16 protein-coding genes are annotated in these 14,980 nt (G+C 65.3%); 2 read left to right on the top strand and 14 right to left on the bottom strand.

Going from position 1 to position 14,980, the window contains the following annotated elements; genetic code table 11:
• Positions 1-2: 2 nt before the first annotated feature.
• The 14 genes from CAP37_RS01845 to flhD all read right to left on the bottom strand — a co-directional run bounded on the left by CAP37_RS01845 (position 3) and on the right by flhD (position 12,077).
• Positions 3-560 carry a hypothetical protein gene (locus CAP37_RS01845; RefSeq protein WP_086122598.1) on the bottom strand — a complete coding sequence of 186 codons (558 nt, stop codon included), beginning with the start codon at positions 558-560 and terminating at the stop codon, positions 3-5.
• A gap of 92 nt (positions 561-652) precedes the next feature.
• Entirely contained in the window at positions 653-1,063 is a 411-nt protein-coding gene (locus tag CAP37_RS01840) for a PaaI family thioesterase (RefSeq protein ID WP_086122597.1), read from the bottom strand.
• A 53-nt stretch (positions 1,064-1,116) separates the two neighbouring features.
• Positions 1,117-1,506 (bottom strand): ankyrin repeat domain-containing protein, encoded by a 390-nt coding sequence (locus tag CAP37_RS01835; protein ID WP_179190107.1) that lies wholly within the window; start codon positions 1,504-1,506, stop codon positions 1,117-1,119.
• A 109-nt stretch (positions 1,507-1,615) separates the two neighbouring features.
• On the bottom strand, positions 1,616-2,332 hold the full coding sequence (locus CAP37_RS01830; protein ID WP_086122596.1) for an RNA polymerase sigma factor FliA: 717 nt from the start codon (positions 2,330-2,332) through the stop codon (positions 1,616-1,618).
• 2 nt (positions 2,333-2,334) lie between these two features.
• Positions 2,335-3,135: a hypothetical protein gene (locus CAP37_RS01825; RefSeq protein WP_086122595.1), complete on the bottom strand. Its 801-nt coding sequence runs from the start codon at positions 3,133-3,135 to the stop codon at positions 2,335-2,337.
• Positions 3,128-4,660: a flagellar biosynthesis protein FlhF gene (gene flhF, locus CAP37_RS01820; RefSeq protein WP_086122594.1), complete on the bottom strand. Its 1,533-nt coding sequence runs from the start codon at positions 4,658-4,660 to the stop codon at positions 3,128-3,130. Before flhF ends, CAP37_RS01825 begins: the two co-directional genes overlap by 8 nt.
• On the bottom strand, positions 4,657-6,735 hold the full coding sequence (gene flhA, locus CAP37_RS01815; RefSeq protein ID WP_086122593.1) for a flagellar biosynthesis protein FlhA: 2,079 nt from the start codon (positions 6,733-6,735) through the stop codon (positions 4,657-4,659). The genes flhF and flhA overlap by 4 nt, the downstream gene beginning before the upstream one ends.
• Entirely contained in the window at positions 6,732-7,889 is a 1,158-nt protein-coding gene (flhB, locus tag CAP37_RS01810) for a flagellar biosynthesis protein FlhB (protein WP_086122592.1), read from the bottom strand. The genes flhA and flhB overlap by 4 nt, the downstream gene beginning before the upstream one ends.
• Positions 7,890-8,024: 135 nt before the next feature.
• A complete protein-coding gene (locus tag CAP37_RS01805) occupies positions 8,025-8,639 on the bottom strand; it encodes a protein phosphatase CheZ (RefSeq protein WP_086122591.1) in 615 nt (204 codons plus the stop codon).
• A 14-nt stretch (positions 8,640-8,653) separates the two neighbouring features.
• Complete coding sequence (gene cheY, locus CAP37_RS01800; protein WP_086122590.1) at positions 8,654-9,040, bottom strand: chemotaxis response regulator CheY; 387 nt, start codon at positions 9,038-9,040, stop codon at positions 8,654-8,656.
• A gap of 48 nt (positions 9,041-9,088) precedes the next feature.
• Complete coding sequence (gene motB, locus CAP37_RS01795; RefSeq protein ID WP_086122589.1) at positions 9,089-10,123, bottom strand: flagellar motor protein MotB; 1,035 nt, start codon at positions 10,121-10,123, stop codon at positions 9,089-9,091.
• A gap of 19 nt (positions 10,124-10,142) precedes the next feature.
• Complete coding sequence (gene motA, locus CAP37_RS01790) at positions 10,143-11,000, bottom strand: flagellar motor stator protein MotA (RefSeq protein WP_086122588.1); 858 nt, start codon at positions 10,998-11,000, stop codon at positions 10,143-10,145.
• A gap of 156 nt (positions 11,001-11,156) precedes the next feature.
• Entirely contained in the window at positions 11,157-11,693 is a 537-nt protein-coding gene (flhC, locus tag CAP37_RS01785) for a flagellar transcriptional regulator FlhC (RefSeq protein WP_086122587.1), read from the bottom strand.
• Positions 11,694-11,735: 42 nt separating this feature from the next.
• Positions 11,736-12,077, bottom strand: coding sequence for a flagellar transcriptional regulator FlhD (gene flhD / locus CAP37_RS01780; protein WP_086122586.1), 342 nt, complete (start codon positions 12,075-12,077; stop codon positions 11,736-11,738).
• Positions 12,078-12,560: 483 nt separating this feature from the next.
• Here flhD and CAP37_RS01775 point away from each other — a divergent pair, with 483 nt between their 5' ends.
• Together CAP37_RS01775 and fliD are read left to right on the top strand one after the other, a co-directional pair.
• Positions 12,561-13,352 (top strand): flagellin, encoded by a 792-nt coding sequence (locus CAP37_RS01775; protein ID WP_086122585.1) that lies wholly within the window; start codon positions 12,561-12,563, stop codon positions 13,350-13,352.
• A 147-nt stretch (positions 13,353-13,499) separates the two neighbouring features.
• Entirely contained in the window at positions 13,500-14,909 is a 1,410-nt protein-coding gene (gene fliD, locus CAP37_RS01770) for a flagellar filament capping protein FliD (protein WP_086122584.1), read from the top strand.
• The last annotated feature ends 71 nt before the right edge of the window (positions 14,910-14,980 follow it).

Below are 14,980 nucleotides of genomic sequence, written 5' to 3'. Positions count from 1 at the left end.
GTTCAACGGTTCTGCTGGACCCAGCGGTTGAACGCGTTGAAGAGCGGATAACGCGCGTTCTGGTCGTTCACGCCAGCCCACACGAAATCCAGATGGACCTCGCTCACGAACACCTCATCCAGCGTGTCGGGGTTGATGGCCACGAGCTGCAGGTAGGTCTTGTTTTCTCGCGGGACGCGCTTGAAATGCACCCACAGGAAAGGCTTGTAGGCGCGGTAGAGCTTGTTCAGGCCGATCGGCTCGTTCAGGCTGGGCACCTGCTCCTGCAGGCGGTTGGCGATCACGATCTTCTGCAGATCGTCGTAGCTCACCACCTGGTCGAAGTAGCCCAGGGCGCGCATCTGGTCCACGGCGTAGGTGCCGCCACCCGATACGAAGGCCATGCCCTTGTGCTGTGCGAGCGCAAACTTGCGGGAAGTGACCACAGTGGCCTCGATGACGGTGCCCTTCTCCGACTTGATGAGTCCGGTTTGCGGGTCGACGGGCGCCACCTTCAACTGGGTGCCGCAGCCGGCAACGAGGAGGGAGACGAGTGCGAGGGCGAAGAGGTGCAAGCGCATGGAAACCTTCATTCAAAAGACACTGCCAGCGTGGTCAGCGCTCTGGATTATCTGGCAGCACCCTGGCCGGCGCGCGTGCGAAACAGCACGACCTAGCCTCGGGTTTCCATGACCAGCTGCGTCTGCGACACCACCGCACACAGCTTGCCCTGGGCGTTGGTGATGCGGGTCTCCCAGACCATCGTGGTGCGGCCCCGGTGCAGCGCCACGCTCTCGCCCTTCACCGTGGTGCCCACCTTGGCCCCCGCAATGAACTTGGTGCTCGAATCCGTGGTCGTGGTGTGGTGACCCGGTGCCAGATTGATCACCGTGCCGACCGCACCCAAGGTGTCGGCGAACGCCATGTAGGCGCCGCCATGCATGATGCCGCCGGCGGTGCACAGGTCGGGCCGCACCTCCAGCTCGGCCACCACGCGGTCGGGCGCCAGTTCCAGCAGCCGCACGCCCATGAGGCCAGGAAACAGGGGATCGAGAAGTTTTTGAAGGGCCTGAATGTCGATCATGGAATGCACGTTGGCAACGTGAGTGTTGAAGAGAACCGGGAAGGGATGCGGTGTCAGAGCCAGCGACGCGGCACCGCGCGCCAGGGCATGCGGTCCCAGAGCGCCTGGCCCCACCAGCCTCCTCCCAGCAGGCCGGGTACCACCGGCTCCGGCGCACCCAGGGAACGCAGGCGCACTTCCACGTCCGTCAGCCCCAGCTGCCGTGCGGCCTGCACCGGCGTGACACCGTCGAACTCGGAATGCAACAGCGGATTGGCTCCCTCGTCCAGCAGCAGGTGGGCCACCGCCGGCTGCCCCGCGAGGATGCAGGCCACCAGCGGCGTCGAGAGAAACTCGGGGTGCGCGTAATCGAGGTCCACGCCATTCCTGGCGTGGTAACGCACCAGCTCGATCTCTCCTTCGCACGCGGCGTTGAACAGTTCCTTCCAGTCTCCACCCGACATGCAGCTTCCTTTCGCTTCAGCACCAGTCCAGGAAAATTTCGCTCACTCTAAAGGCAGAGGCGAGTGACTGCAATGGGTGAAGGTTCAGGCGGCGGGCTGGCCGCGCGGCTCAGTGCTCGCGCAGTTTGGCCCGAAGTCTTGCAATCGACTGGCTGTGCAGCTGGCAGATGCGCGACTCGGTCACGCCGAGCACGGCGGCGATTTCCTTCAGGTTCATGTCGTGCTCGTAGTACATGCTCATGATCTGCTGCTCGCGCTCGGGCAGCACCTTGATGGCGGCCACGAGCGCGGTGCGCATGCGGTGGTCCTGCAGCTTCGCCGATGGGTCGGCCTCGTGGTCGCCCATGTGGCGATCCAGGAAGCCGTCGTCGTCGTCGCCATTGCCACTGATGTCTTCCAGGTACACCAGCTGGGTGCCGCGCACCTTGGCCAGCAGGTGCTGGTAGTCGGGCAGGGTCATGCCCATTTCTTCGGCAATCTCGCTCTCGCGCGGCACGCGGTGCAGCTTCTGCTGCAGGCGGTTCACGGCCTGCTCGATGTCTTTCTGGCTCTTGCGCGATCCGCGCGACATCCAGTCGCCTTCGCGCAGTTCGTCGATCATGGCGCCGCGAATGCGCTGGCTGGCAAAAGTCTCGAACTGCACGCCCTGCGTGGGCTCGAAGCGCGCGATCGCTTCCGTCAGGCCGATCATGCCGACCTGGATCAGGTCGTCCAGCTCCACGCTGGGCGGCAGCTTGGCGATCATGTGGTGGGCGAGGCGGCGCACCAGCGGGCTGTACTTCTTCAGCTGGTCGTCGCGGTTGAGGGTCCCTTTGGCGGTGTACATCTTCAGCTCCACAGAGGTTGGGTCGCACTCGCTCGACCCGCTTGCCATCCACCCGGCACAAGGCCGTGGTATCCGTTGTTGTCGTTGCCTGTCTTGCGGCCGCGCTCGATGGCACCGGCCTGCACGCGCCGCGCCCAGCTGGCGGCAGGCCAGGTATCGAGGGCCAGGCCCAGGTGGCGTTGCGCGGTGTCGGCCACGGTGTTCACCACCAGTTGCAGCGCGGCCGGCGCGCCGCTGGCCAGTGGCGCGAGCACCGGCGCCAGACCTGCCGTGTGCAGCAGCTTGACGGCGCCATAAGCGTCGATGCTGGATTGCGGCTGCTCGATCACCGGCACCAGGGCGCGAGCACCCAGGCCCGGCAGCAGGCCGGCAAGATCGAACGCCGGGGCAAACAGCAGCACCAGCACACCCGAGGCGAATGGCGCCAGCAAGCGCGACACCGCCGCCTGCGCACCGGCGGCTTGCGCGGTTTCGCGCAGCGTCAGCAGCCCCTGGGCGCCGGGCATCACGAGCCAGTCGGCGCCGTCGGCCGAGCGCTCCAGATTCGCGATGGACGCATCCTGCAATGCGCGCAACAAGCCCAGGTGGCTGCCATCGCGCGATTCGCGGGTGGTGGATTCGTGGGCCGTGGCATCCACCACCACGACCGCGCGACCCTGGGCAGCCAGCGTGCCGGCCAGGGTGCACAGCCACTCAAAGGCGCGCGCCGGCTGGGCCGGGCTGGCCACGGGCACCAGGGCGGCACTGCCCGTGGGCACTTCGGCGCGCAGGCCAGCGGCCTGGTCGAAGCCGGGTTCAAACATGCGAAGCCCCCAGCGTGATGCCACTGGCCGATGCCGGCGAGAAATAGAAACCCATGTCGGTGGCCTGAGGGTCGTAGGCGGATTTGCCCTGCGTCACCATGGACTGGCGCACCAGCGCGGCGGCGTCGGCGTTCTGCCAGTCTTCCGGCACGCGCTGGCCGTTGGCCACGCCGCGCAGCGTCACGCCATGGCGAATCAGCGCGTCCAGCGCCGGGCCGAGCTTGACGGCTTCGTCCACCTTGGAGAGCACCACACCATGCAGCTTGCTGGACTTGAAGGTGGTGAGCACCTCGTCGAGCGTGTCGCCCTGGGAGCCGGCATTGAGCACCAGGGTCTTCTTGACCGAGGGCATGTCCAGCAGGTCGAGCATGTCCTGCACGCGCTGGTCGCGCTGGCCCAGGCCGGCGGTATCGATGATGACCATGCGCTTGCCCGAGAGCAGGTTGAGCAGGTCCTTGAGCGCGGCGCGGTCCTGCGCCTGGTGCGCCACCACGCCGAGCATGCGACCGAAGGCGCGCAGCTGTTCGTAGCCAGAAACGCGGTAGGTGTCGAGCGTGACCAGACCCACGCTGCCCGCGCCGAACTGCTTGACGCACTGGGCCGCCAGCTTCGCCGCGGTGGTGGTCTTGCCCACACCGGTGGCGCCGATCAGCGAGATCACGCCACCTTCATCACACAGGCCTGCACCGGGTGCCGCCACCTTCACATTGCGGGTCACCACGTCCATGAGCCAGCGCACCGCTTCGGGCGCGGCGGCATCGGCCGGCACGCGTTCGAGCACGGCGCGCGACATCGCGGGCGAAAAGCCAGCGCGAATCAGCTTGAGCATGAGGTTGGACTGGATCGGGTTCTGCCGCGACGAGCCCAGCCACGCCAGCGTGTTGAAGCGCTCCTCGATCATGTCTTTCAGAGCCGAGAGCTCCACCGCCATGCGGCTGTCCTCCTGGTTGCCGAAGCGGGTCGACGGCTGCGAGTCTTCCCAGGCGGGCTCGGGGTTCGCACGGGTGCGGATCGGCTGCGGGGCGCGTGGCAACAAGGCTTCCGGGTCGTTGAAGCGCGGCACGGGCACGCTGATGGGCTCGGCGGCGGGCATCGGCGTGGGTGCCTGCTGCACGGGTGCGGGCTGCGCCACGGCGGCGCGGCGGGGCGGATCGAAAGGCTCGGGCGCGGCAGCGCTGGCGCCGTCGTGCAGCGCGGCGCGGCGCTTGCGCAGCATGCGTTCACGCACGTAGTCCTGGAACGAGAGCGTGCTCATCGCCATCGCCTCGGTGTCGCTGGACACGGAGTCGGTGGTGGCGGGCGTTGCCATGGGCTTGGCGCGGGCAGCCGGTGCAGGGCGCTGGGCCGGCGCAGGCGCGGCACCGTGACCGGACAGCGAGGCCAGGCTTTCCTCGGCGGCGGCCATCACCTCGAAGCCTTCACCGGTGGATCGCGTGGAGAGAATGACGGCGCTGTCGCCGAAAGACATGCGCGCCTTGGCCATGGCCTCGCGCGAGGTGGGGGCGGTGAAACGCTGGATGTTCATGCTGCGAGTTCTCCAAGAATCGGGCCGATGCGGATGAGGTGGGTTTCAGGAATTTCGCTGTGCGCCAGCACCTGCAGGCGCGGTGCCGCCCGGCGCAGCAGGCGCGACATGGCGTTGCGGATGGCGTCGGGCACCAGCAGGCAGGCGGGCACGCCCTTCTCTTCCTGCCGGTTGGCGATGTCGGTGGCGGACTTGCTCAGCATCTCGGCCACGCCGGGGTCAAGAGCGCCGTTGGCGGCTCCGGATAGGGCCTGCATCAGGAGGCGTTCCAGGCCAGGTTCGATGGCAATGACTTCCAGTTCCTTGACCGGGCCATAGATCTGCTGAACGATGGCCGGTGCCAGGGCCATGCGCACACGGCGGGCCAGCTCGACCGGGTCGGTGGTGGCGGTGGCGTGCTCGGCCAGCGATTCGATGATGGTGCGGATGTCGCGCACATGCACCGACTCTTCCAGCAGCAGCTGCAGGACTTTCTGGAAGGTGGCAACGGGGACCATCTTGGGCACGACTTCTTCGATCAGTTTGGGGGCCAGGCGGGTGACGTGTTCAACCAGGTCCTGGGTCTCCGTCCGGCTGAGCAATCGCGCGGCCTGGACTTGCATCAAGTGTGAAAGATGCGTCGCCAGCACAGTCTCGGAATCAACCACCGTAAAACCGGCCATTTGCGCGCTCTCGCGCTGCTTTTCATCGATCCAGTGCGCCGGCAGGCCGAAGGCCGGGTCGGTGGTGGGTGTGCCGATCAGCGGCGTACCGATGCCACCCGGATCGATGGCCAGGAACATGCCGGGGAACACCTCGCCCTCGCCCACCACCACGCCGCGCAGCGTGATGCGGTAGCCGCTGGGGCGCAGCTCCAGGTTGTCGCGCACATGCACGGCCGGCGGCAGGAAACCGACTTCCTGCGCGAACTTCTTGCGCACGCCCTTGATGCGCGTGAGCAGGTCGCCCTGGCGCGTCTTGTCGACCAGGGCAATGAGGCGGTAGCCGAGCTCCAGGCCGAGCAGATCCACCGGCTGCAGGTCTTCCCAGGTGGCTTCGCCGTCGCCTTGCGGTGCAACCACCTCGGGCACGGGCGCGGGCCGGCTTTCGACCTGGTGGCGCCACCAGGCGAGCGCGCCGAAGGCGGCCGAGAACATCAGGAAGAACAGGTGTGGCATGCCGGGCACCACGCCGAGCGCGAAGAGGACGGCGGCCACGATGCCGAGCACCTTGGAGGACAGGAACATCTGTTCCATCACCTGCACGCCCAGGTCGGCGTCCTTGCCCACGCGCGACACCACCATGGCCGCGGCCACCGAGATCAGCAGCGAAGGAATCTGCGCCACCAGCGCGTCGCCCACCGCCAGCAGGATGTAGCTGTCGGCTGCCTGGCCCATCGAGAGCCCGTGCTGCATCATGCCGACGGCGAAGCCACCAATGATGTTGATGATCAGGATCAGGATGCCGGCGATGGCATCGCCGCGCACGAACTTGGAGGCACCGTCCATGGAGCCGAAGAACTCGGCTTCTTCGCCCACTTCGGCGCGCCGGCGCTTGGCTTCCTTCTCGTCGATCAGGCCGGCGTTCAAATCGGCGTCGATCGCCATCTGCTTGCCGGGCATGGCGTCCAGGGTGAAGCGCGCCGACACCTCGGCGATGCGCTCGGAACCCTTGGTGATCACCACGAAGTTGATCACCACCAGAATCACGAAAACAATGAAACCGACCGCGAAGTTGCCGCCGATCAGAAAGTGACCAAAAGCCTCAATGACCGCGCCAGCCGCGCCGGGGCCGGTGTGGCCTTCGAGCAGCACCACGCGGGTGGACGCCACGTTGAGCGAGAGGCGCAGCAGCGTGGTGAGCAGCAGCACGGTGGGGAACACCGAGAAATCGAGCGGGCGGCGCATGTAGGCCGCCACCATCATCACCACCAGGGCGAGTGCGATGTTGAGCGTGAAGAAGGTGTCGAGCAGCCAGGTGGGCAGCGGCAGCACCATCATGGAAAGAATGGTGATGACCAGCATGGGCGCGGCCAGGCCACCGGCCCAGGACGCATTGCGCCGGAACCATTGCTGCACGGGTTGCAGAAAGTTCATTCAGAGGCCTCCGGGGCGGGTTTCTTGAAATGCGGATCGAGTTCGGGCGGCACCTGCGGCGTGGGCATGTCGCCAGGCATGGCGCCCACGCCCTTCATGGCGGCCTTGAGCTGGTAGACGTAGGCCAGCACCTGGGCGACGGCGGTGAAGAGGGCCGATGGAATTTCGTTGTCGATCTCGGCGTGGGCATACAGCGCGCGCGCCAGCATGGGCGACTGCAGCACCGGCACCTTGTGCTCGCGCGCCACGTCGCGGATCTTCATGGCGATGAGGTCGGCGCCCTTGGCGATGACGCGCGGCGCGTTCATGGACGCTTCGTCGTAGCGGATCGCCACGGCGTAGTGGGTCGGGTTCATCACCACCAGGTCGGCCCTGGGCACGGCACCCACGCTGTTGCGCTGGGCCATTTCGCGCTGACGCGCGCGCCGCTGGGACTTCACATGCGGGTCGCCTTCGGCTTCCTTGTGCTCGCGTTTCACTTCGTCGTGCGACATGCGCAGGCGGTGGTTGTGCAGAAACTTCTGCGCGGGCACGTCGATGACGGCAAAGAACACCACCACCATCAGGAGCAGGCCCACGCCGAGCGTCATCCAGCTGCCAAGCTGGCCGAGCGCGGATTCGAGGGGCTGCATGACGAGGGTGCCGAAACGTTCGACGTGCGAGGCGATGAACTGCCAGGCGACGACGCCGACCACGGCGGTGATGCCGGCGAGCTTGGCGGTGTCGACCAGTTGCTGTCTGGAGAACAGCCGGCCGATGCCGGCGAGTGGGTTGATGCGATTGAGGTCGGGGACGATGGGCTTGGTGCTGAGCGCCCAGCTGCCCGAGGCCACCACAGCCGCCATGGCGATGGCGAGCACGATCAACCCCAGAGGCAGGTAGAGCATGAGGCCTTGCGAGAAACCGTCGACCAGGCGTTGCAGGGCCAGCTCGGGCTGCTGCAGGGCCTGATGATCAAAGGTCAGCTGGTTGCGCAGGCTGGTGCGAAGCTTTTCGAAGCCCATGGGCGCGAAGGCCAGCAGCACCAGGGCACCACCGCCGAGCACGGCCAGGTTGGACAAATCTTTGGAACGCGCAACCTGGCCATCGTCGCGGGCCTTTTTCAGGCGCTGCGCGGTGGCGGGTAAGGTCTTGTCCTGACTGGAAGATTCCATGGCTCGGTTTCATGCGATCGATGAAACCGATTCTGGAAGTTGGGGCGGAAAACTAAAGGGGAATAAGACGGGGTACGGGGGCTCTTTTCTGGCCTGCACCTCGCTGGCTCGCGGACGTCAGGCGCTCTGCGCTCTTTAGAAGCCCAGGCTGGCCAGCAGGTCGTCTACCTGCTTCTGGTCGCTCACCACGTCGGTGCGACCTTCCGGGTTGACCACTGGACCTGCCAGTTCGATGGCGTGGTCCTGGCCCGGCTGGCCTGCAGGTGCCGACTGCAGCAGCAGGCTCAGCAGTTGTTCTTCGATGGTGCCGGCCAGTTGCACCACGCGGGCGATCACCTGGCCTGTGAGGTCGTGGAAATCCTGCGCCATCATGATGTCGGTCAGGCGGGCGTCAGTCTTCTCGCTGGTGGCCACCATCTCTTCCGACCATTCCAGCAGCTCCGGCATGGCACGCGCCAGGCCGGGCACGCGGGTGATGGTGGCGCTCAGCTGGCGGCCGCGTTCAGCAATCAGGCTCTGCTCGGATTTGGCCAGCTCGACGTGGTTGAGCACTTTTTCGGCGGCCTCGCCTGTGAGCCGGGCGATGTACGAGAGGCGGCTCTGCGCGTCGGGCAGCTGGTCGACCGTGCCCTTGAGCTTGTCGGTGTAGCCCAGTTCCTTCAGGGCCTCATGCAGCTGGCGGGTGATGGAGCCGAGCTGGTGGAACATGGCGGGGCTGCCTGAAGCAGCTTCTTCTTCGCGGTGGTTCATGGTGCGGTGCTCCCTCAAAGGCCGAGCTTCTTGAAGATGTTCGCGAGCTTGTCTTCCAGCGTGGCCTTGGTGAAGGGTTTGACGATATAGCCGGCTGCGCCGTTCTGCGCGGCCATCACGATGTCTTCCTTGCGGGCTTCGGCCGTGACCATAAGCACCGGCAGGTGCTTGAGCTTTTCGTCCTTCTTGATCTCGGCCAGCAGCTCGAAGCCGTTCATGTTGGGCATGTTGATGTCGGAGACGACGAAGTTGAACACCCCGTTGCGCAGCTTCGCCAACGCGGCAACGCCGTCTTCGGCTTCGTCGGCATCGGCATGGCCAATTTCCTTGAGCAGGTTGCGCACGATGCGGCGCATGGTGGAGAAGTCGTCAACGATCAGGAATTTCATCGGGCTGGTCATGGAAGCCTCCGTGGGAGGAAAGAAACGGGGGGAATCGGGGCGGGCATCTCAGGCGCCAGGCCGTGTGGGGGTTTTCGTCAGTTCAACGGGAATCTGAAGCGCGGCGGTCTCGGGGGCATCGCTGACGGCCTTCGACTCAGCCACGGGGGTGGGTTTGGGTGTCGGTGTCGGGGTGGTTGCCGGGGTGGGCGCCACCACGGGGGCGGCTGGCGCCGTGCCTTGCAGCATGCGTTCCTCGGCGTCACGCGTCATCACCACGATGCTGATGCGGCGGTTGATCGGGTCGTTGGGTGTCTCGGGGCGCAGCAGGCGGCTGGAGGCCAGGCCTTCCACGCGGCGCAGCTTGTCGGCGGGCAGCCCGCCAGCCACCAGCTCGCGGCGCGAGGCATTGGCGCGGTCTGCAGAGAGCTCCCAGTTGCTGTAGCCACGCTCGCCACTGCCATAGGGTGTGGAGTCGGTGTGGCCGGCCACGGCGATGCGGCTCTCCACGTCGCCGAGCGCGGTGCCGATGGCGCGCAGGATGTCGCGCATGTAGGGCTTGACCAGTGCCGAGCCGGTGTCGAACATAGGGCGGTTCTGCTGGTCCACGATCTGGATGTGCAGGCCATCGGCGGTCTTCTCGAGCTGGATCTGCGAACCGTATTCCGCGAGCTTGGGATCGTTCTTGATCAGGCTGGCGATCTTTCTCTCCAGCGCATCGGTGCGCACATCGTCCTTGCGCATCTGCTCAGCCCGCGCCATCTGGGCGCCGAGCATCTTGGCCGCGCGTTCGGAATCGCCGCTGTCCATCTGGCCAAAGGCCTTGCTCAGGTCGCGTCCGCCACCGGGCAGGATGCTGCTGCTGTTGCCGGTGCCGGGGCCGCCCATGAGTGAGACCTTGACCGGGTTGGCAAAGTAGCTGGCGATGCCCTGCAACTCGCCCTTGGCGGTGGAACCCAGCAGCCACATGAGCAGGAAGAACGCCATCATGGCGGTCACGAAGTCAGCGTACGCAATCTTCCACGCGCCACCATGCGCCGCATGCCCACCCTTCTTGATGCGCTTGACGATGATCGGTTGAAGTTTTTTGCCGTCCCCAGCCATGATGCAATTCCCTGATGCCTTACTTCTTCTTGACGTGGGTTTCGAGTTCGCTGAAGGTCGGTCGCACGTCGGCGAACAGGACCTTGCGACCGAACTCGATGGCGGTGAGGGGTGCGTAGCCCTGCATGCTCGAGAGCAGCGTGGTCTTCACGCACAGCAGTTCCTTGGCGCTTTCTTCCACCTTCTGGTCCATCAGGCCCCCGAGTGGCTCGAACACACCGTAGGCCAGCAGAATGCCGAGGAAGGTGCCCACCAGGGCGGAGCCGATCATGGCGCCCAGCACGGCGGGCGGCTGGCCCACCGAGCCCATGGTGTTCACCACACCGAGCACGGCGGCCACGATGCCGAAGGCGGGCAGGCCACCCGCCAGGCGGCCGATGGCGGCCACCGGCGCGTGGGCTTCCTGGTGGTGGGTCTCGATCTCCGCGTCCATCAACGACTCGATCTCGTGCGCGTTGAGGTTGCCCGACACCATCATGCGAAGGTAGTCGGTGATGAACTCGACCACGTGGTGGTCGGCGGCGATGGTGGGGTACTTCTTGAACAGCGCCGATTCGTGCGGGTTTTCCACATCCTGCTCGATCGCCATCAGGCCTTCCTTGCGGGCCTTCTGCAGGATGTCGAACTGCAGCGCGAGCAGTTCCATGTAGCGGGCCTTGGTGTAGCGGCTGCCTTTGAAGCAGGTGGCCAGGCCCTTGAACGAGGCCTTGACCACTTTCATCTGGTTGTTGATCAGGAACGCACCCAGGGCGGCGCCCAGGATGGTGGTCATCTCGAAGGGCAAGGCCTTGAGCACCACGCCGATGTTGCCGCCGTGGAGTATGAACACCCCAAAGATGCAGATCATCGAGACCACGAAACCAATGATGACGAACATGTTCTTGAACCTGAAAGGGGACGCAACGCCATCGGACGCGCGTGACTTGGAGGGTTTCCTTTTCTATCGACCAACTCTAGGGGCGATTGAGTCAGCCCATAAACGCGAAATGGACCCACATCGGGGTCCATTTCAAGTTTTGGATATGGGTGCCGTTCAGTGCAGGCGGAGACCGCCGTTGGCGTTGCCCTTGCCGGCGCGTGCGGGTGGCTGGCACAGGCCGCAGACGAAATGCCGGTTCTCGTAGGGCTCGGTCACGAAGTGGCCACCGCAGCAGGAGCACTTGGTCAGCGTGAGCATGCCGTTGTCGACGAACTTCACCAGGCGCCAGGCGCGGGTGACGGAGAGCAGCGGCTCGATGGCGCTGGCCTGCATCTGTTCGCTGTAGAGACGGAAGGCCTTGATGACCGTGTCGATCTCTTCGAGCTCACTCGTCTTGGAGAGGTACTCGTGGATGTTGAGGAACAACGAGGCGTGGATGTTGGGCTGCCACGTCAGGAACCAGTCGGTGGAGAAAGGCAATTGGCCCTTGGAAGGTGATTTGCCGGCCACTTCCTTGTACAGGCGCAACAGGCGTTCGTAGGAAAGGCTGGTTTCGTACTCCAGCACCTGGAGGCGCGCACCGAGCTGAATCAGGGAAACCGCGCGTTCGATGTCACGCGATTCGTTGAGGATGCTCTTGCCTGCGGCCATGGTGGGCTCCTGGAGAAGAATGAGAAAGTGAGAGAAGGCAGATCAGTTGGCGGTGGCAGCCATGGATTCGGCGAACTTGCCGGCCATCAGGATGCTGGCGTGCAGTTGCGTGGTGGTGCTGTTGTCCACCTTCTTCACGTTGTGGCTGGTCAGCAGGTTCCACACCAGGTCGTCGTCCACACGGAAGCGGCACAGCAGCATGTTGCTCGACGCGATCTTCAGCAGCTGCGCGGTGGAGAGCATGCCCAGCAGGTCGGCGGCTTCTTCGGTGACGCCCAGGCGGTAAAGGGCTTCGGCGCGGTCCTTGCGGATCAGGTTCTGCGCCAGCATGAGGTAGGTCAGATTGGCTTCGCGGATTTCGGCCAAAAGTTGTTCGCTGTCCATGTGGGGCTCCTTCGGTGGAATCTGGTTGCTGGCGAAGTGCCTGCTGTTTGCTGATTCGATGTGTGTAATTGTGTCGAGCGGTAAAGATTCTTGAATCGGCGAAACGCTGTAAGCGCTGTCAGGTGCGCAATGTGGCGTTGTCAGCGCAATGCCTACACCTTTGGTTCTCAGTTCCGGCCCTTTCGTGACGGCTTGCACGAACCAGAGGCCGAAAGAGGCGAACTGACAGGCTCCGCACGGCCTGTTCGGGGCAATGAAAAACAAGCAGCGCTAAAGAATCCCTGCATGTCACCGAAATTGAAACCAACGAACTTCTAAAACAGGTTCGTCGTCCGGCAAGTGCAAGCGGCGAGACGGTGACAGACCCCCGGGGGGTACGCCGATGAGATACGCCCAGCTCCGGTCATGGCGGCCAGCCTTCTGGCTGGCGTTGAGATTGGCAGCAATGCCGGATTACTTTTTATTCACCTTTAGGAGTTAGTTATGACGACCATCAACACGAACGTTCAGTCCCTGAATGCACAACGCAACCTGGCCACCTCGGCCGGTTCGCTCTCCACCTCCATGCAGCGCCTGTCTTCCGGCCTGCGCGTGAACAGCTCGAAGGACGACGCCGCTGGCCTGTCCATCGCCACCCGCATGGACGCTCAAGTGCGTGGCATGAACGTGGCCATCCGCAACTCCAACGACGCGATCTCTTTCGCACAGACCGCCGACGGCGCGCTGGGCAAGATCGGCGACGCGCTGCAGCGCATGCGTGAACTGGCTGTGCAGGGCGCCAACGGCGTGAACCAGACCGGTGACCTGGCCAACCTCGACGCGGAATACCAGCAGCTCGTGGCCGAAGTGACCCGCCTGGGCACCACCACCCGCTTCAACGGCACGGCCGTCTTCGGTGCCGCCATCACCTTCCAGGTGGGCGCTGACGCAGCGGACACGATCGCCGTGGCTGCCACGGCCGCCCCCACCATCGCCGGTGCTGTGGCCACGACCGCTGGCGCCACCGCCGCCATCGGCCTGATCGACACCGCCCTGGACACGGTCAACACCAACCGCGCCACGCTGGGTGCCGTGCAGAACCGTTTTGAATCGGTGGTGAGCAACCTGCGCATCGCGTCGGAGAACCAGGCTGCTGCCCGCGGCCGCATCATGGACGCCGACTTCGCCACGGAAACCGCCAACCTGTCGCGCGGCCAGATCCTGCAACAGGCCGGCACCGCCATGGTGGCCCAGGCCAACCAGCTGCCCCAGGGCGTGCTGGCCCTGCTGCGCTGATCGGTTTCCCGATCCGCAAAAGCGCCGCGCGCCTGCGCGTGGCGTCCCGGGCGGCGAAGCACACCGTTGCTTTCGCCGCCTCGGGCTTTGCGGGATGCACAGACCGCATGCAACCGCGTGCGGTGCGTCCATCCTGAGGAAGCGAACATGGCCACCATCTCATCTCCCGGCATCGGCAGCGGCCTCGATGTGCAAAACATCGTGTCGCAGCTGGTCGCGATCGAAAAAGCGCCGCTCAAGCAGCTGGAGACACAGGCCACCTCGTTCAAGACCAGGCTCTCGGTCTACGGCACCATCAAGTCCCAGGTGTCGGCCCTCGGCGACGCCGCAGCCAAGCTCTCCACCTCGGCCGGCTGGAATGCGGTCACCAGCACCTCATCCAACCCCTCTGCCGTGAGCGTCACGGCCGCTGCGGGTGCCGCCGCCACCGGGCTCACGCTTGAGGTGCAGCAACTCGCGCGGGCGCAATCCACCGCGTCCACCGCCGTGGCCACCGGCAGCGCCATGGGCGCAGGCACCATGACCATCTCGCTCGGCACCTGGGCAGGCGGCGCCTTCACCGCTGGCACCGGCACGCCGGTGAACATCACCATCAACCCCGGCGAGGACACGCTCACCACCATTGCTGCCCGCATCAACGAAGCCGGCGCCGGCGTGAGCGCCACCGTGCTGCGCGACGCCTCGGGCGAACGCCTGCTGATGCGCTCGTCCACCACCGGTGAAGCCAACGGCTTTCGCATCGAGGTCGCAGAGTCCGGCGGTGCCGGCCTCTCTCGCCTGGCGTACGACCCGGGCGTGGCCACTGGCATGGGCCTCACTCAGACAGCGCAGAACGCGCTGGCCACCATCAACGGCGTAGCCGTGGTCTCGGCCACCAACCGCATGACCGACACCCTGCCCGGCCTCACCGTGCAGCTCTCGCAGGTGACGACCGCACCGGTCGAGATCGACGTGAGCATCGACCCCGAAGGTGCGCGCAAGAACATTCAGGCCTTTGTGGACGCCTACAACACCCTGACCAAGACGCTGGCCGATGCCACCAAGTTCGATCCGACTTCCAAGGCGGCGGGCGCGCTTCAGGGCGATTCCACCGCAGTCGGCCTGCAGAACGCGCTGCGAAGCATGATGCGATCGGTCAGCGCCAGCAGCCCGTTTTCGCGCCTGGCCGATGTCGGCATCGAGGCCAAAAGCGGCGGCGAGCTGAGCATCAACGCCACCCGGTTCGACGCTGCCCTGACCACCAACTATGAAGGCCTGCGGCAGTTGTTCACCGTGGCCAACGAGAGCCCCACCGCACAGGGCTTTGGCCTGAAGATCCGGACCTTCGCGCAGGGCCTGATCGACTCCGACGGCGTGGTCAGCGCCCGTTCGGAAGCGATCCAGAATGCGCTGACGCGCAATGGCAAGGAGCAGGACAAGGTGAATGACCGCGCCGCGCGCGCCGAGGTGCGCCTGCTGGCCCAGTACAACGCCATGGACGCCAACGTGGGCAGGCTCAGTGGGCTGAACGCCTTCGTCACCCAGCAAATCGCGCTCTGGAACAAAAACACGGCTTGACGCGGAGCACCCCCCTGCGCCGCTTACGCGGCTTCCCCTCTCTCTGACGCGCCTTCGGCGCTTGGAGGGGG

The organism is Hydrogenophaga sp. IBVHS1 (assembly GCF_002127265.1).
GTDB lineage: Bacteria > Pseudomonadota > Gammaproteobacteria > Burkholderiales > Burkholderiaceae_C > Hydrogenophaga.
This window is presented reverse-complemented; position numbering and strand designations above follow the sequence as displayed.

Coding starts and splice junctions, on each gene's coding strand:
- CAP37_RS01825 (WP_086122595.1), bottom strand. CDS start 3,135: ATGTTTGAACCCGGCTTCGACCAGGCCGCTGGCCTGCGCGCCGAAGTG.
- CAP37_RS01775 (WP_086122585.1), top strand. CDS start 12,561: ATGACGACCATCAACACGAACGTTCAGTCCCTGAATGCACAACGCAAC.
- flhF (WP_086122594.1), bottom strand. CDS start 4,660: ATGAACATCCAGCGTTTCACCGCCCCCACCTCGCGCGAGGCCATGGCC.
- CAP37_RS01840 (WP_086122597.1), bottom strand. CDS start 1,063: ATGATCGACATTCAGGCCCTTCAAAAACTTCTCGATCCCCTGTTTCCT.
- cheY (WP_086122590.1), bottom strand. CDS start 9,040: ATGACCAGCCCGATGAAATTCCTGATCGTTGACGACTTCTCCACCATG.
- CAP37_RS01845 (WP_086122598.1), bottom strand. CDS start 560: ATGCGCTTGCACCTCTTCGCCCTCGCACTCGTCTCCCTCCTCGTTGCC.
- CAP37_RS01830 (WP_086122596.1), bottom strand. CDS start 2,332: ATGTACACCGCCAAAGGGACCCTCAACCGCGACGACCAGCTGAAGAAG.
- CAP37_RS01835 (WP_179190107.1), bottom strand. CDS start 1,506: ATGTCGGGTGGAGACTGGAAGGAACTGTTCAACGCCGCGTGCGAAGGA.
- flhC (WP_086122587.1), bottom strand. CDS start 11,693: ATGGCCGCAGGCAAGAGCATCCTCAACGAATCGCGTGACATCGAACGC.
- motA (WP_086122588.1), bottom strand. CDS start 11,000: ATGTTCGTCATCATTGGTTTCGTGGTCTCGATGATCTGCATCTTTGGG.
- flhA (WP_086122593.1), bottom strand. CDS start 6,735: ATGAACTTTCTGCAACCCGTGCAGCAATGGTTCCGGCGCAATGCGTCC.
- fliD (WP_086122584.1), top strand. CDS start 13,500: ATGGCCACCATCTCATCTCCCGGCATCGGCAGCGGCCTCGATGTGCAA.
- CAP37_RS01805 (WP_086122591.1), bottom strand. CDS start 8,639: ATGAACCACCGCGAAGAAGAAGCTGCTTCAGGCAGCCCCGCCATGTTC.
- flhD (WP_086122586.1), bottom strand. CDS start 12,077: ATGGACAGCGAACAACTTTTGGCCGAAATCCGCGAAGCCAATCTGACC.
- flhB (WP_086122592.1), bottom strand. CDS start 7,889: ATGGAATCTTCCAGTCAGGACAAGACCTTACCCGCCACCGCGCAGCGC.
- motB (WP_086122589.1), bottom strand. CDS start 10,123: ATGGCTGGGGACGGCAAAAAACTTCAACCGATCATCGTCAAGCGCATC.